This window comes from Pontibacter sp. MBLB2868 (assembly GCF_051904785.1).
Classification (GTDB): domain Bacteria; phylum Bacteroidota; class Bacteroidia; order Cytophagales; family Hymenobacteraceae; genus Pontibacter.
Genome location: NZ_CP196710.1, coordinates 2,534,884 through 2,555,991, shown reverse-complemented (window position 1 = coordinate 2,555,991; position 21,108 = coordinate 2,534,884). Strand labels below are relative to the sequence as shown.

At 47.3% G+C, this 21,108-nt stretch carries 19 protein-coding genes; 5 read left to right on the top strand and 14 right to left on the bottom strand.

What is annotated here, in order from left to right; translation table 11 throughout:
• The first annotated feature begins 22 nt into the window (after window positions 1-22).
• The 4 genes from ACSX1A_RS10815 to ACSX1A_RS10800 all read left to right on the top strand — a co-directional run bounded on the left by ACSX1A_RS10815 (window position 23) and on the right by ACSX1A_RS10800 (window position 5,930).
• Window positions 23-3,238, top strand: a complete 3,216-nt coding sequence (locus ACSX1A_RS10815) for a SusC/RagA family TonB-linked outer membrane protein (protein ID WP_439879668.1) — start codon at window positions 23-25, stop codon at window positions 3,236-3,238.
• Between the two features lie 33 nt (window positions 3,239-3,271).
• Entirely contained in the window at window positions 3,272-4,747 is a 1,476-nt protein-coding gene (locus tag ACSX1A_RS10810; protein WP_439879667.1) for a SusD/RagB family nutrient-binding outer membrane lipoprotein, read from the top strand.
• On the top strand, window positions 4,732-5,406 hold the full coding sequence (locus ACSX1A_RS10805; protein ID WP_439879666.1) for an immunoglobulin-like domain-containing protein: 675 nt from the start codon (window positions 4,732-4,734) through the stop codon (window positions 5,404-5,406). The genes ACSX1A_RS10810 and ACSX1A_RS10805 overlap by 16 nt, the downstream gene beginning before the upstream one ends.
• A gap of 71 nt (window positions 5,407-5,477) precedes the next feature.
• Window positions 5,478-5,930 (top strand): lipid-binding protein, encoded by a 453-nt coding sequence (locus ACSX1A_RS10800; RefSeq protein WP_439879665.1) that lies wholly within the window; start codon window positions 5,478-5,480, stop codon window positions 5,928-5,930.
• A 1,119-nt stretch (window positions 5,931-7,049) separates the two neighbouring features.
• Here ACSX1A_RS10800 and ACSX1A_RS10795 read toward each other — a convergent pair.
• The 8 genes from ACSX1A_RS10795 to ACSX1A_RS10760 form a co-directional block, all read right to left on the bottom strand.
• Complete coding sequence (locus tag ACSX1A_RS10795; RefSeq protein WP_439879664.1) at window positions 7,050-7,505, bottom strand: YybH family protein; 456 nt, start codon at window positions 7,503-7,505, stop codon at window positions 7,050-7,052.
• Between the two features lie 282 nt (window positions 7,506-7,787).
• The gene (locus tag ACSX1A_RS10790; protein ID WP_439879663.1) at window positions 7,788-8,546 is read right to left on the bottom strand and encodes an MBL fold metallo-hydrolase; all 759 of its coding nucleotides are present in this window, start codon (window positions 8,544-8,546) and stop codon (window positions 7,788-7,790) included.
• A 23-nt stretch (window positions 8,547-8,569) separates the two neighbouring features.
• Window positions 8,570-9,490 (bottom strand): DMT family transporter, encoded by a 921-nt coding sequence (locus ACSX1A_RS10785; RefSeq protein ID WP_439879662.1) that lies wholly within the window; start codon window positions 9,488-9,490, stop codon window positions 8,570-8,572.
• Complete coding sequence (locus tag ACSX1A_RS10780) at window positions 9,487-9,861, bottom strand: hypothetical protein (protein WP_439879661.1); 375 nt, start codon at window positions 9,859-9,861, stop codon at window positions 9,487-9,489. Before ACSX1A_RS10780 ends, ACSX1A_RS10785 begins: the two co-directional genes overlap by 4 nt.
• A 12-nt stretch (window positions 9,862-9,873) precedes the next feature.
• Entirely contained in the window at window positions 9,874-10,539 is a 666-nt protein-coding gene (locus ACSX1A_RS10775; protein WP_439879660.1) for an isochorismatase family cysteine hydrolase, read from the bottom strand.
• A 147-nt stretch (window positions 10,540-10,686) separates the two neighbouring features.
• Complete coding sequence (locus ACSX1A_RS10770; RefSeq protein WP_439879659.1) at window positions 10,687-11,244, bottom strand: TetR/AcrR family transcriptional regulator; 558 nt, start codon at window positions 11,242-11,244, stop codon at window positions 10,687-10,689.
• A gap of 112 nt (window positions 11,245-11,356) precedes the next feature.
• Window positions 11,357-12,319, bottom strand: a complete 963-nt coding sequence (locus tag ACSX1A_RS10765) for a threonine ammonia-lyase (protein WP_439879658.1) — start codon at window positions 12,317-12,319, stop codon at window positions 11,357-11,359.
• 24 nt (window positions 12,320-12,343) lie between these two features.
• The gene (locus ACSX1A_RS10760) at window positions 12,344-12,856 is read right to left on the bottom strand and encodes an HPP family protein (protein ID WP_439879657.1); all 513 of its coding nucleotides are present in this window, start codon (window positions 12,854-12,856) and stop codon (window positions 12,344-12,346) included.
• A gap of 185 nt (window positions 12,857-13,041) precedes the next feature.
• Between ACSX1A_RS10760 and ACSX1A_RS10755 the strand changes: the two genes are divergently transcribed.
• The gene (locus tag ACSX1A_RS10755) at window positions 13,042-14,025 is read left to right on the top strand and encodes a quinone oxidoreductase family protein (RefSeq protein ID WP_439879656.1); all 984 of its coding nucleotides are present in this window, start codon (window positions 13,042-13,044) and stop codon (window positions 14,023-14,025) included.
• Between the two features lie 59 nt (window positions 14,026-14,084).
• On the opposite strand, the gene ACSX1A_RS10750 is transcribed toward ACSX1A_RS10755, so the two are convergent.
• From ACSX1A_RS10750 to ACSX1A_RS10725, 6 genes are all read right to left on the bottom strand, one after another.
• Window positions 14,085-14,657: a RidA family protein gene (locus ACSX1A_RS10750; RefSeq protein WP_439879655.1), complete on the bottom strand. Its 573-nt coding sequence runs from the start codon at window positions 14,655-14,657 to the stop codon at window positions 14,085-14,087.
• A complete protein-coding gene (locus tag ACSX1A_RS10745; protein WP_439879654.1) occupies window positions 14,647-15,414 on the bottom strand; it encodes an MBL fold metallo-hydrolase in 768 nt (255 codons plus the stop codon). Before ACSX1A_RS10745 ends, ACSX1A_RS10750 begins: the two co-directional genes overlap by 11 nt.
• A gap of 82 nt (window positions 15,415-15,496) precedes the next feature.
• The gene (locus ACSX1A_RS10740; protein ID WP_439879653.1) at window positions 15,497-16,477 is read right to left on the bottom strand and encodes a hypothetical protein; all 981 of its coding nucleotides are present in this window, start codon (window positions 16,475-16,477) and stop codon (window positions 15,497-15,499) included.
• A 69-nt stretch (window positions 16,478-16,546) separates the two neighbouring features.
• Window positions 16,547-17,824 carry a DUF4932 domain-containing protein gene (locus tag ACSX1A_RS10735; RefSeq protein ID WP_439879652.1) on the bottom strand — a complete coding sequence of 426 codons (1,278 nt, stop codon included), beginning with the start codon at window positions 17,822-17,824 and terminating at the stop codon, window positions 16,547-16,549.
• Between the two features lie 186 nt (window positions 17,825-18,010).
• Window positions 18,011-18,814, bottom strand: coding sequence for an MBL fold metallo-hydrolase (locus ACSX1A_RS10730; protein ID WP_439879651.1), 804 nt, complete (start codon window positions 18,812-18,814; stop codon window positions 18,011-18,013).
• Between the two features lie 94 nt (window positions 18,815-18,908).
• A complete protein-coding gene (locus tag ACSX1A_RS10725) occupies window positions 18,909-21,107 on the bottom strand; it encodes a DUF5916 domain-containing protein (protein ID WP_439879650.1) in 2,199 nt (732 codons plus the stop codon).
• Window position 21,108 lies beyond the last annotated feature (1 nt).

Here is a 21,108-nt window from a genome sequence, read left to right as displayed (position 1 = left end):
TTAATTATTCTAAACTAATACTATGAGAAAAATGATGTTTTTGAACCTGGCTTTGTTCCTGGTGCTTGCCAGCCAGGCGTGGGCACAAAGCCGGGCAGTTTCCGGGAAGGTCACCGATGCGGAGACCGGGCAACCTTTGCCAGGCGTGAGCGTGGTGGTCAAAGGTACTACGACGGGTACAGCCACAGGCATTGATGGTAATTTTATTATTAACATGCCTGCAAACACCACAACTTTACAATTCCGCTATGTCGGGTATACCATCCTTGAAAAGGTTGTTGGCAATGCCTCAACCGTTAACGTGGCTTTGGGTACGGATGCCAAGCAACTACAGGAGGTGGTCGTGACGGCGCTGGGCGTTGAAAGGGAAGAGCGCTCATTGGGCTATGCTGCCAGTACAGTAAAAGCAGAGGAGATCACCAAGGGCAGGGCCTCAAGCCCGATGAACTCCCTACAGGGGAAAGTAGCAGGGGTGACTATTTCTTCTGCTTCAGGAGCTCCCGGTGCCTCTACCAAGGTCATCCTGCGGGGCTATTCTTCTATTGGAGGGAATAACAACCCGCTCTACGTGGTGGATGGCGTGCCAATTGATAACGGTTCAGGTAACTTTTCTGGCGGTCGTGTCAACAGAACGCAGGATTTTGGCAACCGTGCCAACGACATCAACCCCGACGATATTGCCTCTATCTCTATCCTGAAAGGTGCTTCGGCTACGTCCTTGTATGGCTCCAGGGCAGCTAACGGGGTGATCCTGATCACCACTAAAAAAGGCAGAGCCTCAGAGAAAGTGACAGTGGGCTATACTACTTCCACCACGTTCTCTGCCCCATTATTTTTGCCACAACTGCAGAACACCTTTGGTCAGGGCTGGAGCGGCGAGTGGATCTCGAACGAGAACGGCAGCTGGGGACCAAAACTGCATGGCAAAGACCGCCTGTGGGGGAATGTAGTGGATAACTCGCAGCAGCTGAAGCCTTATGCTGCCCAGGAAAATAACCTGAAAGATTTCTATGAAACAGGTACTTCTTTTCTGAATACCCTCGCTATCAGCGGTGGCACGGAAAAGTCTTCCTATTTCCTCTCGTATGGTAATGCTTCAGAAAACGGTATCATCCCGACCGATGCAGATTCTTACAAACGCAACACGCTTTCTTTCAGAGGTTCCACGGAAGGGAAAAGATTGACAGCCTCGTCTAGTATTAACTTTGTTCGCAAAGATGCGAAAGTAGTTACGACAGGGCAAGGAAGTGGTGGTGGTACTACCATGTTCCAGGAGATCATCCAAATCCCACGGGATTTTAGCATTGTAGACTTTCAAGACATCAACAACAAATTCAATAACCTGGATAACTACTTTACCGGTTATGCGCAAAACCCTTACTACCCACTCATGGCTAATGGTAATGATTATGAAGAAAACCGCATTTATGGGAATGTGAGTCTCGGGTATAAGCTCAACAACTGGCTCACGGCTACAGCACGTGGAGGGGGGGATATCTCTAACGGATTATTGAAAGACTGGATTGCTGCCTATACCTTATCTAAAAGCAGCCCTGTTTTAGCCGGTGGAGGGTCAGACTCTCCGGGTCGCGTGAACGAAAGAACACGGTTTGCCCGTGAGCTGAATGCAGATTTCCTTTTGACTTCCAGCAACGACCTGACAGAAGATGTGCACTTGAATGGAATACTGGGCTACAATGTGAACGAGCGCTATAGCAAAGAGAACTACGCTTATATTACAGGTTTAAGTATCCCGGGTTATTATAACCTGTCAAATTCCAAAGATCCAGCCACTGCTACTACCACAGCGTCACTGAGAAGATTATATGGCGTTTACGGGCAGGCAGAGCTTTCTTATAAGGATTACCTGTTTTTGAGCCTGAACGCCCGTAATGACTGGTCTTCTACCTTGCCTGTGAACAACAACTCGTTTTTCTACCCGGGAGTAAATGCCAGCTTCGTCTTTTCTGACATGTTTCCGGAGTTCCTGCCAAACATTCTGTCTTATGGTAAGGTAAGAGCTGCCTGGGGGCAGACGGGTAACGATGCCAGCCCTTACAGCATATCATCTGTATTTATGCCCGGTTCAGTGGGCCTGGGTTTTGGCAATATTACCTTCCCTGTTAATGGCAGAAATGCTTATGAGCTATCAAACCAGTTAGGGAATGAGCTACTTCAGCCTGAGATCACATCAGAATCAGAATTCGGTATCAACCTGAGCTTCCTCAGAAACCGCATCAATGCAGACATTGCTTACTACAACAGATCTACAACAGACCAGATCCTGGCAGTGCCGGTAGCAGCATCATCGGGTTATACGACCAAGATCATGAACATTGGTAAAGTGGAGAACAAAGGTCTGGAACTGCTCTTGAGTGCTACGCCGGTGCAGGTAAATGACTTCCGCTGGGATGTGCGCTATACCTTCTCCAACAACCGCAACAAAGTAGTGAAGCTGCGAGAAGGTTTGGAACAAGTTGTTTTAACTGGTGCCTTTGGTATTGATTTCGTGGCCATTGAAGGTCAACCGTTGGGTGTGTTTAAAGGCCCGGATTTTCTGAAGGATGCAGACGGCCATATTATAGTAAACGAAGCCACTGGCTTACCGCTGCAAACGACTGAACAGAAGATATTAGGCACAGCGCAGCCTAAATACCTCATGGGCTTATACAATAATTTTGATTACAAAGGAATCAATCTGTCTGTAGGCCTGGATTACCGCCACGGTGGAAAGTTCTATTCTTATACCCAGCGCCTGTCTCAGTTTGTGGGTAACACAACCAACACCCTTTATAACGACCGACAGCCCTTTGTCGTGCCTGGATCGGTGGTAGGCGTTGACGCGGACGGGGACGGCAACATCGATAAAGATGACAAGGGCAACCCGATTACCAGAGAAAACACTACCCCAATAGACATGCAGCACATCGCCAACTACTGGAATGATGGTTATAATCCAGCCATTGAGCAGGAGCACTTAAAAGACAGATCTTTTCTGAAGCTAAGAGAAGTGGTAGTTGGTTACATGCTGCCTGCAGCACTCCTGGAGAAGACACCGTTCAGCACTATAAGCGTGAGCCTGGTGGGAAGAAACCTGTTGATGTGGACGCCTGAAAATAACAACATCATCGATCCGGAGTCTACTACGTTTGGTAACGACCTGACAAGTGAGTTCGGGGAGTTTGCCGCCGGCCCTACGACCAGAAGCTATGGCGTTAGTCTAAAAGTTGGTTTTTAAATTAGATCCTTTATCAGATTAATTTACACGATAATGAAGAAAGTATTTCTAAACATGGGGTTGGCGCTGACGCTGCTCGCTTCCACCACTTCCTGCGATAAAGAATTCCTGGATGTGAACGTAGACCCGAATAACCCTGTAGATGCGCCTGTGGAACTGGTGCTACCGGCAGCGATTACTTCGACTGCTAGTGCAGTAGGTGGAGAGTATGCTATACTTGGTGGCATCTGGTCGCAATACTATACCCAAAACAACGGTTCCAACCAATATGTTGACATTGACCAGTTCAATATCCAGCCAACTGCATTTACCGGCAGGTGGACGGAGCAATATGCCGGTGCCCTGAACAATTACCGCTTTGTCAAAAGCAAAGCAGCGGCTGAGAATAACTGGAATGCCTACCTGATGGCCACCGTGATGGAGTCTTATAACTACCAGGTGCTGGTAGACCTGTATGATAAGATCCCATTTGACGAGGCTAGCCAGGGGGGGGCAACGAAAAACCTGGCACCTGTCTTCAGGGATGGACAGGCCGTTTATGATTCACTGATTGTAAGAATAGACAAAGCCCTGGCTATGCCGATGACAGCCAAGGCAGCACCTGACCTGAGCAATGGCGATGTCGTTTTCAACGGGGATATGAGCCAATGGGTGCGTTTTGCCAATACCCTGAAGCTAAAGATTTACCTGCGCCAGGTGTATGGCCGTCCTGCCGTGGCGGAAGCGGGTATCAGGAGCTTGTACAACAAAGGAGCGAAATTCTTAGAGGCAGATGCCAGCATGGCTATTTTCTCCGATGCTACCAGCAAGCGTAACCCGCTCTATGAGATGGATCAAAGTCCGGCTTTGAATACCAATCAGAACCTGAAGGCGAGCACTACGCTGTTCTCGTTCCTACAGACCAACGGGGACAAGCGTCTGGATAACGTATACATCCCTGGATCAGGAGGGCAGAAAGCGATGGTGCAGGGCACTTCGGGTACTTCAACCTCGCAGTTGGTGCCGGGCACTATCTCCAGGGCGTTGATTCTGCCTACTGCTCCTGTTTATTTTATATCCAAGGCTGAGAGCTATTTCTTACAAGCTGAAGCCACCCTACGTGGTTTGGGATCAGGCGATGTCGCAGCCCTTTACAACCAGGGAGTAGATGCTGCCTTCGTGCAGATCGGAGCGGAGAGAGGTGCCCTTTACCCTTATCCGGCTAGTACTTCAGTAGAAGAACAGCTGGAAGCGATCATCGTGCAGAAATGGGTGGCCTTAGCGGGTACATATCAAGGTATAGAAGCTTTCCTAGAGCGCAACAGAACCGGCTACCCGGAGACAAGTCCGGTAGGGGCAACAGATGCATCCTACAAGCCAGGAGAGTTCACTTACCCGGTAGAAGGCATTACTTCAGGCAGGCAGTTCCCAACGCGCCTGCCCTGGCCACAGGAAGAAAGACAACGCAATCCGAATGCCCCTCAATCAGTGGAGCCCATTATCAAGCCGGTTTGGTGGGATGTTCGCTAACATACTTTAAAAACAAAACCATGAAAAAAATCAAGAATACGATCATATTAGTGCTGCTTTCGGTATTTGTCTTTTCCGGTTGCGAGAAGGAACTAGATACGGAGGGAATTTCCAGGACTACTTACTATCCTGTCATTACGGTGAAAGGAGAGCAGTGGAACTCTGTTTTGATAGGAGAGGTCTTCACCGATCCAGGGGCTGAAGCTTCTGAAGATGGCCAGAGGATCGAATTGTCAGTAAATGGAACTGTGAACACGAATATTCCCGGTGTGTATACCATTACCTACTCGGCGACGAATAAAGATGGCTTCTCAGTTATTAAACGACGCTATGTGGGCGTGATCGATCCGGCTGTTGCCGATGCTGACATGAGCGGGAAGTACAAGCGCAACGCTGGTGCGAACGGTGTTTCTACGGTGAACAAACTTGGCGTAGGGCACTATGTCACAGATAATGTGGGGGGGACGTCAGCAGCTGGCTCGTCTACCACCGTTCATTTTTACCACTATGAAGGAAATAAATTAGGTGTGCCCGCGCAAGACGTGAATGGCAGCGAATTTGCCGCTACCAAAGCCACCGTGGATTTAGGACAAAGTTACAGCTGGGAAGTGCTTAACTCCGGGTATGGCGCTGGCATCCGCACGTTTGTTAAATTTTAAATTGAAAAAGATTAAATCAGATGAAAAAAAAGTGCTTATACCTAATCGCCATCCTCATTTCATGTAGCATTATGAGCGCATGTGAAAAGGATGCCCCGGAAGTAAAATACACTGCTACTTATCCTGTCTCAGGCGAGTGGTGGGTGACGTACAAAGTTGAAACAGACCCAGGTGTCTTTGAAGATGTGGAGAAGGCAGGATATACCCCCTTACTTACCTACAACACGGCGGCCAACAAGTCTGATGCCATATGGGTGGATGACCAAGGTAACTTTCGGGATTTTAAAATTAAGTCCGGACTGGATGTAGCAAGTCGCTCCTTCTCGGTGAAAGATGCAATTAATACCGCTTCAGATAACAATGTCAGCATTACTGAGGGCAAAGTAATCAAGGACGGTGGTGTATCAAAAACAAAGATCAAAACCGATAGTATTTACTTCAAAGCTGAATTTAGCGACGAACCAGGCACTATTTATCATGTGTCCGGGCACAGAAGAACCGGCTTTCCTGAAGATCAATATTAGGAGGAACCACAAGTAATAAGGGGAGTTAATAGCTCCCCTTTTTTAGCTCAGTATATTGCGTATGAAGGATTAAATAATCATTGATTCCTCCAAACATTCAGAGACAGTCAGGAATGGTTTGATACGTATTATCAACACAATGCTGGTATAACTTTCAAGCGTAGCTGAACCAGTAGTAAAGTCAGCAATTCCAAGGCCTCAACCACGCTACAAAAGTAACTGAAAATTGGCGACAATCTGATGATACGGTGTCAGAAGCTTGTCCACTCAGGCTTAGAGCTGTGGCTATAATCCGGCTAGATAACCTGTAAATGCATCCCCCATACCTGCATGGGCCAAGATCATACATCAGCCGGACATTTGATTCTCTTGACTGCAATTTAATCACAGAGGAGGGGGCTTTCCTGGAGCAGGAAGTTATTCATTGCATTCAGGTAGAAGATATGGAACGTTCCGCTGGAGGCATACCAAGCACAGGTATAAGATTTTTTTAAATAAAGTGCACAGGCTAGGAGCGGCGTGTTAGCAAAAAGTAGAGTAACAAAAATCAGGGAGCTGGGTGCAGCCGCTTTGGCAAAAGTGGTATTTTGTCTTCAGTATTCCCGGAGCAAATTTGTAATAGTAGCATGTAACGCTCACGTCGGTATTTTACCTGGTACTGCTGCTCAGTATTCATTGGTCTGAGGATGGTCTAAAGCGATGTGGAGTATGCTGTTGCCGGAAAATAAGTGTCCGTATTAGTATATAATATAATATGGGTCCTATTGGTTAAATAGTAACTTCAAAGCACCCCAGTTCCTCATCTCATTCAAATTCGTGTCTCTTTCCAAAGTACCGGTTGCGGCTGAACAAATCCTTTTTATGTTCCTGACCTGGAGTCTGTGTAACATATTTTACCTCCATTAAAAATGGTATTTCTGCGCTAAGGTTAATGGTGCGCCTCAGGTCACTTTCAAATGCATCACTAATTTCCTTGCTGAATTCCACAAGAAATGGAATAGGGACAGCAAAGTCCAGGCTATTGTTTATACTTTATGTATTTGAATAAATTATAAACGTACAAGCTGCCATTCTTAATTGGCAGTAGGTTTTGTTGAATAGCTGCATTCAATCGTGGGTTTATTGCGGAATGGAAAGATGTTCATGGGCAATACGCCACTTTCCATGGTGCCTGACCAGCACGCTGGTACCACGGCCTTTGCCTTTCATAGGTTTTCCTTCGTGGGTTCCCTGGTAGGTATACTCGTAAATACAGGTGGCACTGTTCTTTTCTACCGAAAGCCATTTTATATTCACTATACCATACACTTCATCAGGTAGAAAACCCCAGGTGCTTTCAAAGTTCTTCCGGATGGCTGCGATGCCTTGACTTTCGCTTTTATTGAACCAGTAGATGGCATCTGAGAGCAGTAAGGGCTGCACATTCTCAAAGTCGTGTGAATTGGTAGCCGCTACATAGGCGTTCATAATGGCATTGAGCTCCGCTTCAGCCTTTGGAGTGCCTGTTGCTGATAATGCAAATGGTGCGAAAATTAGCAGGAGTAGCAGGAGCACATTCGTAGTAACTCTTTTCATAGTGTTAGATGTTTTAATGTATTTATTGGGACTTATAAGTTTCAAAGCTTTCCATTCACACGGCCATTTATTTCGTTACAGCGGGTTCTGAAATTACCTTAGCAGCCATCATGTGCCGCTCTGACTGCCGTATAATCTTGAGCTGAGAGACTAAAGGAAAGAGGTATATGTTATGTAGAAGCACAAAGGACAGGCCAAGTACCTGTCCTTTGTGCTCAAAGTATAGTCCTGCGCAAAGCACAACTTGCCCGAGGTATTATTTTAAAGTAGCGCAATGGATTTTTATATTTCTGCAAGGCGCAGCATACCACCCTCTGGTATGAGTTTATACTTCATGTCATACTTTAATGCGGCACTCACAAAGACTTCTTCGACTGCTTCGAACTCAGTATATATAGGGGGGCAATGGAAAGTGCCATAATGCATCGGTACGAGTAAGTCGGTATGCATGATTTTGGCGGCTACTACGGCTTGTTCCGGTGTAAGGGAAGCCGGCAGTGGCGCAAAGCCAACAAACGGATAATTTACTACGACGCCATTGATTGGTAGAAAGGCTACATCTATCTTGCCATAGGAGTTATTAATCTCCCAAAAACGGCTGTGCCAGATGGTGTCTCCCCCATGGAACAACTGCTGCCCCAGCTCATTTCTGACCAACCAGGACACCTGCTCATGGCCGATTCCGTCCAGGGCAAAAACAGGGGTGACAGTGAAAACACCACAAGTATGGGGTTGGTTTAATTCCAAGGCATGTACAGGGAAGCCCAGTTCTCTCAGTTTGTCTGCGGCGGCTTTATGGCAGATAACCTTACCTCCTGGCCTTAATGTATTGCGGATAGCATCTTCATCGAGATGGTCAGGATGAACATGGGTCAATAGGATGGCGTCGGCCTGTATGCACCCGGCAAAAGGGATAACTGGAGCCAAGGGCCTGCCCATGTAGGGCTCCATGGATGTGAAATCTTCTACAGGGTCGATCATCAGCATAGTGCTATCTTGCTGAATAATGATTCCGGCCCAACTTAAACGTGTGATTTTCATAGTTATATATTTTATTTCTTATGTTAGGAGCTGGAAACCTGCATAGGCTTAGCAGCTTTTCGCTTCAATTGTAGGTTGGCCATTACGATGCCGCTGACAATGCACCCTCCACCCAGCAGTTGCAGTAGTTCCACGGGCTGACCCATACACAGGGCAATCAGCACGGTATAAAAAGGGGTGAGGTTCATGAACAGAGCCGCCTTTTCAGCCCCTACTTTTGCGACACTATGGTTCCAGGCAATATAGCCAATAATGGACCCGCCCATGGTCATGAAGAACAATGCAAGCCACACCGACAACGGAGTAGCGGTGAAAGGCACAGCAGGATGCGGCTCGAACCAAGCTACAGCTAAAAGAAGTAGGGTGCCCACTATCGTGCTCACAGTAGAGGTGGCAAGGGAGGAGACTGACTGTAGGTATTTTCGTACTATAATGTTGGCAAAGGCAAAAGACAGAGCCACCAGCAGGAGCAGGATTTCCCCGTAGCTTATCTTCATACCGAGCAAAGCCTGTAGCTCCCCCCGGGTGACGATGAGCAACACGCCTGCCATGCCTAAGGTTACCCCGACCCACTGCAGTGGCCTTGCTTCCTTCTTGAGCCATAGCGTGGAAAGCAACAGGGTAGCCAGTGGGTTGAAAGCCAAAAGGAGGGAGGCATTGGTAGGGCTTGTCGTCTGCATGGCTTTAAAAAAAAGGTAATTGTACCCAAACACACCAGTGGCTCCCACAACAGCCATGGCAACTAAGTGCGGCTTCAGGCTGGGCCACTTTGGCCGCTCAAGTGCCAGGAAAAGTGGCAACAGCAGCAGGGTTGCGATGATGAACCGTATGGATCCAACCGTGTTAGGGGGGAGGTGCTGTACGCAATAGCGGGCCAGGTGGAAGTTCATGCCCCAGACCAGGGGCACGGCTCCTAGCAAAACGAAGGTTGGGATGCGTTTCATTTAGGACTGTACACTGAGGAACCGTAGTAGAACTTCTCATGGGTCATCTCACGACGCTGCCTCTGCTGCACGCCTACTTGGTGGAACTTCCGCTCCTCCCACTTTTTGCGTTTGTAGTGCTGGAACCACTTCACCACTCTTCTGTTCTCTGCCAGAGAAACAGACTTTACTTCCGCTTCGTTAAAGGATGTGATGTTGCTGAAGAACTCTTGCTGACGGAGCAGACTATCCCCCTTGCCAAATATGTTTTCGTTGTCAATTTCCTGCATGACCACATTCGGGGTGTAAAATATCTGAAATGTCTCCAGGGCCTTTCCAGTAAGTATGACCACATTTATTTCAGCCACGCTTTCTACTAATTGTTTTCTCATATTTATAAACATTTAGATTTTATAATGAACATGCAAGTGGTTGATGACATCTGTTTGTAGTTGTTTTGCCTTTCGCATTGTTTTGCATAAAGCCTCTGTTGTGAGGCTTTGACCGAAGTGATGGATAACATGCTCCTGCACATGCGCTTTTTGCATGGCAGTGAAGGCGGCGCTGGCGTCTATGATCAGGAAAGGGAGATAACCCCGGTCATGGGCATCTCTCATGGTACTCTCTACGCAGACATGCAGGGCATATCCTGCCAGGAATAGTTCAGTGATCCCGTTATGGCGCAGGTACACGTCCAGGTTAGAGCCGGAAAAGGCACTGGCCCCAGTTCGCCCCCGCACGATAAACTCGCCCGCTATTGGCTGGAGAGAGGGGTAGAACTGGCTGTTCCAACTATTCTCCTGGAATGTGCCGGCCTCCGGAATTGCATCGCGCAAGCCACACTTGCCGCCGGCCAGTTCGGGGTATCCCTCCTGAAAGCGCAGATCGGAATGAATAACTTTTAGCCCTCGCGCACGTGCCTGTCTCAGGACATGAGTAAGGTTGCTGGCGGATTCTTCAAACTGTTCTTTGTCCTGCATCAGGTGATGCAGCTTTCCCTGCGGATTAAGCCATTCGTTCTGGCACTCTATCAGTAGGAGCGCCTGATTTAGGGTAAATAATTTACTCAAAGGAATATGTTATATACAGACAGGTCTGTCTTTTATAAAAAAAATTTATATTCATTGTGTAAGAATGGTAACCACTACACAGGCAGTAAAATTGTCAGGAAATTTAGTTGGCACATAAAAGGAAGTACTTACCTCATGAGTTTATTCTTATGCTTGTTTAACAAGTGCCAGAGAAGCGGCACGGGCAGCATCAACAGGCCATAGTTCCTGGTGAATCTGGTAGGTAATAATAGCTCCCTCGAAAAGTACCACCAACTGGTTACCGAGCAGTTCTTCCGTTCCGGTTACGTTTTCCGGATCTTTTGCGATCATTCGCTGAAAATATCGTTTCGAAACACTTTTCAACCGCTTGGCCTCTTGTAAAATGCGCTTATCTTCCTGTGGATTAACTTCCGACACAATATTCTGGAATGCACATCCGCGAAAGTTGCCATTCATTAAGTAATCGACCAGGTATTCGTAGGTTTTAAGAACCACCTCTTCCCTGGTTTTAGCTGGTTCTACCTTTTCTCTGAAAGTAGATTGCGAGGCGCGGTACTGCAGGTAACTGATGCACAGGTCTGTTTTAGAAGGAAAATGCTGATAGAGGCTAGCCTTCGCCACTTGCGCTTCTTCGATAACCTGATTAATACCTGTATTGCAGTAACCCTGGTTGTAAAACAGCTCATGCGCTGTCTCTAATATTCTCTCCTTCACCTTTTTCATGCCTCAAAGGTAAGTATAATTATTGTTGCAGACAAGTCTGTCTGTTTTTTTTGCCGGAAATAACGCGGTGCCTGTTAATCCATACTTTATTATACTCCCCATCAGCTTAGGGTTAAGAAGAAAGTCCAGTTTTAATCAGGTATCCAAATCGCTCTGGCGATATGTTTCCACCAGTTACCGTAACCACTACCTTCTTGCCAGCTACAGCTACTTTGCCGGCCAATAAAGCAGCTACTCCGGCGGCCCCAGAGGGTTCAATAACCAGTTCATGCTCTTCCAAAAGCCATCTCATGGCTGTGGTTATTTCCGTTTCGGAGATCGTCACCACCTCGTCCACTACCTCCTTGAAAATAGGAAAGGAAATAGTAGAAGGATCGATATAACCACTCAGTCCTTCGGCTATGGAAGGTGCTAATGCTATTTGCGTTACTTTTCCATGCTTGTACCATGCTGCAAAGGTTGGGCTGTTCTCTGTTTGCACAGCCACTAGCCTGCTGCGTGATTGTTGGGCTTTCAAATATAGTCCCATACCAGCTGTCAGTCCGCCACCTCCTGTGCAGACCACTGCAATATCCAGATCCGGTAGCTCATTCAATATTTCCAGGGCAAGGGTGCCGGCACCAGCAATCATGTTCGGGTTGTTATAAGCCGAAACAAATGTAAGGCCCTGATCCGCAGCTGCTTTTAGGGCCGCTTGCCGGGCTGTCTCAATATTGGGGAAATAGGTAATGTGAGCACCCAGCTCCTCCATAAAGCTAACCTTGGCAGCATCCGCGGTGGAAGGCAGGTAAATGTGCACTGGTACACCGGCTTTGTTTCCGGCATAGGCCAGGCCCATCCCATGGTTACCGGCAGTTGGTGCCACAACACCATTGTACTTGGTATCGGTTGGCAACGACGCCATTACCTGCAAGGCTCCGCGTACCTTAAAACTGCCTGTTAACTGCTGGTTCTCCAGTTTCAGGTATACCTCTCCCTGGATAAGGCTACTTAGCTTCTCACTCCGCATCAGCGGAGTCTTGCTGATACATGGCTTCATGTTGCGATAAGCCTGTTCTATTTCAGTTTTATTCATTTGATTGTGGACTTTCTGGAGCTTTTAAAACCAATATTTTGGATAACGCCTAGCTTTTGAGGCATTGTTAAAGAGCAGGGCAACCAGCACAAGCACCAAGGCACCGGCAAGAACGGGTGAGAAGAGAAAGGACCATTTGGCCTTTGCCATCATAACCAATAGGGGATTGGCACCAGCAGGTGGGTGGGTGGTGCCGGTAAGCTGCATTATGCCAATTGCGAGGCTAACACCTACAGCCATAGAGAACCAACCGGCGCCTAGCCACTGCAGGCAGAGAAGTCCGATGAAAGCAGAGATGAAGTGGCCGCCAACGATGTTGCGGGGCTGCGCGAGCGGACTGTCCGGCACACCAAAAGCCAGCACACAGGTGGCTCCGAACGGAGCCATGAGAAGCGGCATTTGACTGAACTGTGCGAGTTTGCCTATAGCAGTGATAGCCACTAGTCCACCCAGCGCAGAATAGGCAATTTGCTTTAGCTGTGGCGGCCTGGGACTCCGTTCTGTTGTTTTAAATTTTTTCAGATAAAACGTATTCATAGTTTTTTGTTTAGTTGAGATGAAAAATTTAGCGGGTATACCGATAAGCAAAGGTAGTATAATAATTTATTTACAGACAAGTCTGTCTGTAAATAAATTACAGTATATTTGCTGCGTCTTATAAACCAACTACTGATTCGGCAATGCCATGTCTTCTTGGTTCCGTTACAATCAAAATAAAACGTATGAAAGCACTTATTTTTAAACAAGCCGGTGTACCTGCGGATGTCCTGCATTATGAAGCGGCCGGTTTGCCTGAAGTGAGCCCGCAGGAAGTGCTGGTGAAGGTCCTGGCCAGTCCTATTAATCCCGCTGATGTGATGTTTATCCAGGGAAAATACCGGCAGCAGGCTGTGTTTCCGCAGATAGCCGGGCTGGAGGCAGCGGGTATCGTGGTAAAAGCCGGTGGAAGCGCTGCTGTTCAAACGGGTAGTCTGGTTGCTTTCAGGACCAAAGGGTGCTGGGCGGAATATGTCCAGGTACCCGTTGATAAGCTGTATGCATTGCCACCATCGTTTCCAGTCCAAAAAGCATGTCAGTTTGCCCTTAACCCTGTAACCGCCTGGGCATTGCTTTATGAAGCGAAGGTTGCGGAAAATGATTGGCTCTTGGTAACTGCAGGCAGCTCTACAGTTGCGAGAATCATGATTCAATTAGCTAGAGCGAAAGGCGTGCGTGTGATTGCTGCCATACGCGGCCTGAACGAACGGGAGGAATTAATGCGCCTGGGGGCCGCGGCAGTGGTAGATGTGCTGGATGCTAAATGGCCTGATACGGTACTTCGGTTAACAGAAAATAAAGGCGTAACGGCAGCCCTGGATGCTGTGGGTGGAGGAGTAGGGGCTGGAATATATGCGTGTGTTGGTACAGGCGGTATTGTGCTGCTTTACGGTTTGCTTAGCCCGGATAAAGTGCAGTACCATAACGCGGACATCATCATGAAGCTCCTTACCGTGAAAGGCTTTGGACTGGACAATTGGCTCTGTAAGCTACCTGCGGATGTAAAAGCAAGTATGGAGCACGAATTGATCCATACACTAGCAGCGGCCTCCTTCCGCTTAGAGGTTGGCGCAACGTTTCCTTTCGCGCAATACCGGGAAGCGTTTGAAGCAATGTGCTCAGGGCTGTTTTCCGGCAAGATCCTGTTCTGGAACCATACGCTTTGTTAAGTCTCTGTAGCCCGCTGCCTGGCGCTGGCATACAATACCGGAGCCAGGCAGCGGGCTGGTTAGTCTTCCCGCAACTCGACCACCATTTCAATTTCTACCGCTAAATTCCCGGGCAAGGCGGCCATGCCTACGGCAGACCGGGCATGTTTGCCCTTTTCCCCAAACACCTCTACCAGCAGGTCTGAGCAGCCGTTGATCACTTTGGACTGCTCCGTGAAATCTTCCGCGGAGTTGACCATTCCCAATACTTTTACGATACGCTTGACCCGGTTCAGGTCCCCTCCTGTGGCTTCAGTTAAGGTAGCCAATAGACAAAGTGTCGTTCTCCTGGCAGCCTCATAACCCTGTGTCGAAGTTAAGTCTTTGCCGAGCTTGCCATGATCCACTGTGGTGGCCTGGCCGCAATAGGCATGGCCGGAAAGGAAAAGCAGATTGCCTGTTTTCACATAATTGACATAACTGGCAACCGGCTGCGCAGCCTCGGGCAGTTGCAATCCAAGTTCCTTCAATCGAGTTTCCGGTGATTTGGTCTGTGCCAGCATTACATACGGGATTAAAAGGACCGGTAACAGGAAGCGTATCTTAGCCATATAGACGTTCAGAAAGCAGGCAGGCAGTAGGTTAAACGGCATAGGAAAGCGTTTGTCCGTCTTCGGGAATAAGGCACTTGTTTGCCAGCTTATTCTCCGTAAGGTAAGCGCGAAGCTTTGTACGGGTAAGATGGCAATGATTAACAGTATCCATGTGTACCGCCACTACTTTTGAGGCTGGCGCAGCCTGTATCACGTGGCGCACATCGTCTGCCGTCATCGTGATCGGGTCGCCCTGCAGGAATTGCGCAGCACCAGCATTCACTACTACTACACCCGGTTTATACGTTGCCAGGGCTTCCTGTACTTCGGCGCACCAGATGGTATCCCCTGCAAGGTACATGGTCTGGTCATTGGCTTGAAGTACGAATCCTGATACCGGTCCCATTTTTTTGCCTATTTCTCCGGTACCGTGCTGGCCACCTGTTCTGTTTATCGTTACCTCATCCCATTTAAATTCGTCAGAAACAGCATGTACTTTACTAAATCCCTGCTCCCTTAGTTTTTCTTCATCCTGAGGTTGGCAGAAGAGATGTTTGCTTTTCGGAATCAGATTCTGTGCTGCTTCATCCCAATGGTCGCGGTGGGTGTGGGTAATAAGCACGGCGTCTACGGAGTCAATTAATTTTGTTAGCTGATTAGCGGTCAGCGGGAGCGGGGTCATCGGTATTCGTAGTTGGTTAGATGCATTTTGTACCGGTTCCATTGCTTCTTTGACACACAGCATCGGGTCTATCAGGATCTTCTTTCCAGCCAGTTCTACTACCAGCGTGGCATGGCGTAATAGTGTAAGTTTCATTTTTTGTTTATTAAAGGATTTGCTAAATAAAGTGCTGTTTCCACTGCTCCCAAAGACTAGTGTGGCAAACACTAGTCCTGTCTTAATTGCTTGTCGTCTTTGCGTATTCATTTAGTTCATGTATGGATTCTATGCTGACCTCCCAGATATTAGGCAGCCCGTTGAAGGGTGAACTCAGCTCTTTCTCGAGTTCAGCCGTCTTTATACTTTTGCCGCGGGGCGCATAGTTCGTTTTATCCTTAGGTCTGATAGTAGAGAAGTATAGTTTCTTTCCATCAGGGGATAAGCCGGGCTGGCCTTCGTTCGAAGAAGAGTTTATGTGCTTGCCTAAGTTTACAGGCTCTGACCACATACCATTGTTTTGGAAGGAGACGTACAGGTCGGTACCACCGAAGCCCTTTCGTGATGTGCTTGTAAAGATGATGAAAGATTCATCTGGTGCAATGATCGGGTCCAGATCGCGGTGTTCCGGACTATTAAAAGTCAGTTTTACCGGCAGTTTATATTTGCCGTTTTCATTTTTCACAAGGTATACATCGCTGTCGTGATCAGAGTTGGCACTAAAGTATAAATTGCCGTTAAGCGACAGGCTGGGGTAGAGGGGGCTTATCAGATGGTAAAAGTCCCCTTCCAGCTGAACAGGTTCTGTGGTTGACAGGAATGGTTGTGAAATCATCCAAAGCGTATAATCTGAAGGAGACTTCTGGTACTTGGATGGCCGGTCAGATATGAAAATCAGTTTGGATTGATCCGGGCTTATGAACGGGTCTGCATCGCGGTAATGCCCGGAGAAAGGAGCCAGCATTGGTTTCTGCCACGCGCCTTTCCTGCGTTTTGAGTAAACAATCGAAATTCTTCGCCAATCCGGCAGAAGTGCTTTAGAGAAAAAGGCAACAGATGAGTCGCTGCTAGTAGTGAAATTAAACTCAAAATCTTTGGATGATACGGTGCCTTCTCCCACAATTTTTGGGATAGCTGTTATGCCATCTCCTGCCTGAGCAACTGCTATTTTGGCACCGCTGCCAAAAAGCAGCAGGGCCAAAAGGTAAAATGATTTTTTCATAGTTAGAGCATGGATTATGTGTTGCATAAGTAACGGATGTAGCGATTTCGGTGAATAGTGGTCGCTGAATCAATTCGATGCATCGTTTACTTCGTTACTCCAGTTTAACATTTCCTCAAATATCGCATCAATTTGAATATTTTTATTTTCCGAATACACAGAGATAAGCTTTTGGTTAAACTCCGGGAACCTGTAGAACCCCCTGCGGTTGGCCATTTGCTTATGCATTCTCGGCATAAACTCGTCCACATCCTGCTTCGGATAAGTATCTAAAGCGTAAAGCGAGAAGAGCGCAAAGGTCATGTACTCATTGAAAATCATGTATGGGGAGGAGTAAGCGTTAGTGCCCGGCATTTCTTTTACCCACTTACTTCGGTTACTGAATGCATCATTTATCTGGGCTAGGTATTTATCAGAAGTCGGGTTTACAAAGTTGTGGTCAATTTCCGTAAAGACCACCCGGGAATTCAGCAGCTTATTCAGATTACTGCTGTACTTTTTATTAAACTCAGCCCGTGAAATAAACATGAGCGTTTGCTCAAAGCCGTTGTCCTTAAAGCGCCTTGCCGCATGTGCCCCACCCACTAAAGGAGAAAAAACGACGCGGTAGTTCCCATAACTGATCGGGAATTTGCGCTGTAGCCACTGTTGCATCTGATCAATTGGGTTTAGGGCTTTATAAGTTAAAATCAGGCTATTGTAGTAGGGCTGGTGTTCTTCATAAAACTTTCTGAACCCTGATTTTCGAGCAAAGTCCTCCAGCAGGCCAGCATGTATTCTGATGGGATCTATTTCATTGTCAAAACCCATTTTCCGAATGACACCCGTATTCACAATCTTCCCATTAGCATTAAATGTATAAGCAGCGGCATTCATCTTTAAAGCATAGTAGTACCAGTAACTATCGGTATCCAACGCTTTAACAATATGTTGATTGATGGTGTCCACGATAGCATGTTGCTGATAAGGCCGGAAGTGGGTTAATACTTCCTTGTAGTAAGGGGTGGTCATATCCACCATGTTTGAATCAAGCTGCCCGACACGCGAAATGGCCGTCAAGATATTGGCTAGCTCGTGTACCTCCGGGATTTCTACGTCTGTTATACCGGATTTCTGCTTGATGTATGTATCGGTAAAGTTTACGTTTCTGGGAATACCTGTGATTTCTACCAGAACAGTGTCCTGTTTTTGTACCAGGTACAGTTTTACAAAAGTTCCTTCCCGTAGCAAGACCTCTAACGAATCGGAACCACTTATAAATTTCACATGGTTCTCCGGCATTTTGCATTCAATCTCCAGCTGTATTTGTTTCTGCCGAGGTGTCAGCTTTAATGCAGTGAGCTCCATATAATTTACCGTATAGCTTATGGTATCCCCCTGCACCTGTAAAGCGGGAACGTGTGCAGGTAGGGAGCCTGGTGCCCTTTTAGAAGTACTGCATCCCCCAATGAGAGATAGGATGAGAAAGGATAAAAAGCGTAATAGGTTTTTGGTTGTCATGAAAAGTGTTTTGTATGTAGTGTAAAAGGATGCTTATAGGTAGGTGGTCTGGCCTTCCGTTAATACCCGAAGCTCTGAGGGGCTGTTTACCATTTTCTCCACCAACGGACTAATAGGTTCGGTGTAATGTGAAAAAGTATGGTGGTGTACCGGGATGACAGTAAAAGGCTTTATAATTTCCACCACTTTGGTAGCCTCCCCGCTGTCTAAGGTCATCAGGCCCCAGGGACCATCTTTGCCTACTGCCCCCATGTGTGGAATAAGTAAATCCACTTTTCCCAACCGTTTTTTTATTTCCCTGATTTCATCGAACCATACCGTATCGCCGGTCCAGTAAATGGTGTAAGCAAAGTTGCCCGAGGTGTATTGCAGCTCATATCCGTTTACAATCCCTAAAGCTTCATTTGTAGGCTCATCATGCGAGTGATTAGCGGGTAAGCCCATGATGCGCAGCTTCTCACCTTCCTTTTCCAGCAACACTTCTTCCCACCAACCCAGCGGCTGGCGATTGATAAACTTCTGAAGTTTAGGTGAGTTAATTTGAGCTGTTGGCGCAACTAAAATGCTTTCTTTGGAAAGTATTTTAGTTGCGAAGCTGTCAAAGTGGTCACTGTGAAGGTGGCTGATCAGGACCAAATCCAGATTATTTAAATCCAGAAAAGGTAGCGGCGAAAAACGCAGAATAGGTGCATTATCTTCACCTGTGGAAGGGTGCCCATCCATATAAAAAGCTACAGGACCTCCCGCAAATATAGGGTCAGAAAGCAATTTGAAGCTTCCCAGTTTCAGCAAAAAGGTGGGACCGCCAATCCAGTTAAATGTAATTTCAGGTTTCATAGTTTTCAGGAAGCAAAATAGATGCATTAGTATTGGCTTGAGCCCATGAATACAAGGTGTATGAAAGTACGCCGTTGCTCATCTTGTCAAAGTATTAAAGATTTAGCCAGTAATTCATTTTAATTACTATCCCACGGTTTAACCGTACAAAGTTTTCGGTAGTGTAATTATCGGTATAGACCAGGTAGACATCAGACATCGGCTTGAAGCGCCATTGTATGCGGCTGTTGATGTTAAAGTTCTGACGCTGCGTGTTGTACTGCAGGAACGTGGTCCAGAAGAGGTTGTGCCGCAGTGCTATTTCTGTTCTGGGACTTATAAGCATGAGCCGGCTGTTTCCATATGCCTTTGGTAACTGAATAAAATGTTGGGTAGCGTCCAGGGAGAAGGTACCCCAGGGCTGCACCCTATATTTCATGCCTCCACCGTAACTCTGGATTACCCCATTGTAAAAAGCACCGGTTTCCATTCTTAGGTTCCAGGAAAAGGCTTTTCTGGGATCAGACTGGTATGCTGCCCGGGCACTGGTAAAGTTGTAACGCATGGCTGGTAAGGGTTCTTTGGTGCCAGGTACCAGGAAAGGAAAAGGGAGTTGAACGGCTACATGTTTTATACTTGCCTCCAGTTGTGCGCGATTGGCCATGCTGGTTGTGTAATTAAGGTTGTAGGTTCCTTCCTGCTGCTGCACATGCTGAAGTTCAAAGTATACAGTTGGCTGGAACTCCACCCGATGGCGCAATACGCGGCTACCTTGCTTGGGGTAAAGGGTATAGGAATAACTGCCCCAATACTGGTAAAATCCGACACGATGCACGGAGTCTTCCAATAGGTCATATACTTCATGCCTTGGCGTCAGGCCTGTACCCGGGTTAAAGTTTTTGCCAATCCGACTCCAGTAGGTCGTTGCCTGCAGGTTACGTCCGTTGTGTTGCAGGCTAAAGGAGTAATAGCGAGTGTCTTTCAAGTTTCCAGGCAAGATACTTTGGTGGTAATGAGCTAACCCAACCCACTTTCCGTCTTCTGAAAGATAATTAAACTCCAAACCGTACGTGCGGCTGTATTTGGTGCGTTCGAAATTAGTACCACTCCCTATGCCCTGGCGGTTGGTAAGCAAACCACTGATATTGCTGCGTTTGAAAAGCCTGCGTCGGAATGCTGCCACGGTATAGTTCTGAGCACTTTCCTGTTCATGCTGACGTGTCTGCACATTCAGGAGCCCAATGCGCAGGTTCTCTGTTAGGTTGCCGCTGAGCTTAGTGCCTAACAATATGGGCAATTGCTTTCCGTTTTTAAGACCTATACTTCTGGAATTGAATGGCTGGGCTGGCCATGTGCCAAAACCGTTAAAGATATCGCTGTTTTCCAGGAAGAAGCCCCGGCGCTCCGGGAAAGTAGGATCGAAGCGATCAAGGTTGGTAACCTGTTGGTCCACTTCCACCTGTGAGAAATCCGGGTTAATGGTAACATCTAGATTAAGCGAAGATCCCACACGCATCTTGAATTCAGCTCCTGCCTCTGCTTTATAAGCTGTTGAATTTGCCTGTACATCATCCTGTATTACACTACCCTTCATAAAGGGGGAAACCACGATGTTCTGTTTGCTTTCAGGAGCTGAGGGCCAGCGCAACTCACCGGCATAGGCAGGGGTTACAAAAATGTACTGGTTGGGCACCCTGTTCCATACAGAAAAGGTGTTGCGGGTCATGTCGGTGCGCACAAAATTAATTCCCCAGGTTTCACCTCCTTTATTAAAGCGTAACACATTTAACGGTATGGCCATTTCCACTGTAAGTTCATCACTACCTGCCTTGGTAGCAGATAACCACTTTGTATCCCAGTTTGGACTATCGTCTCCGGTTACTTCATCCAGTATCCCGTCATATTGTGCTCCGCCTGCATTTACCCCAAAAATGTAGCCGCCCATCCGCTTGTGCAAGGGGTCTAAGATGACTGAAAAAGCATCACTGTTCCAGTATTCTGTATCTCGCTTCAACGTCTGGATAATAGGATGGGAGGTGATGCCGTATAATTTAGCTGCCACGTACAGATTCGTTTCATCATAAGCAACCCATACTTCTGTTTGGTGTGGCACTTTAATTGTATCTACCGGGTATACCTGCCAGAAATCATTGGCTTGTGCGGCCTGCTGCCAGACGGTCTCCAACAATTGCCCGTCAATTTGCATGGCTTCTGCCGTTAAAGCAGGTTGCAGTTTTCGCTCTCCCTGTGCCAAAGTAAGCGCAGGGGAGAGTAATGCCAGCCAAAATAAAAACGGCCTGAGTAATTGGATCATA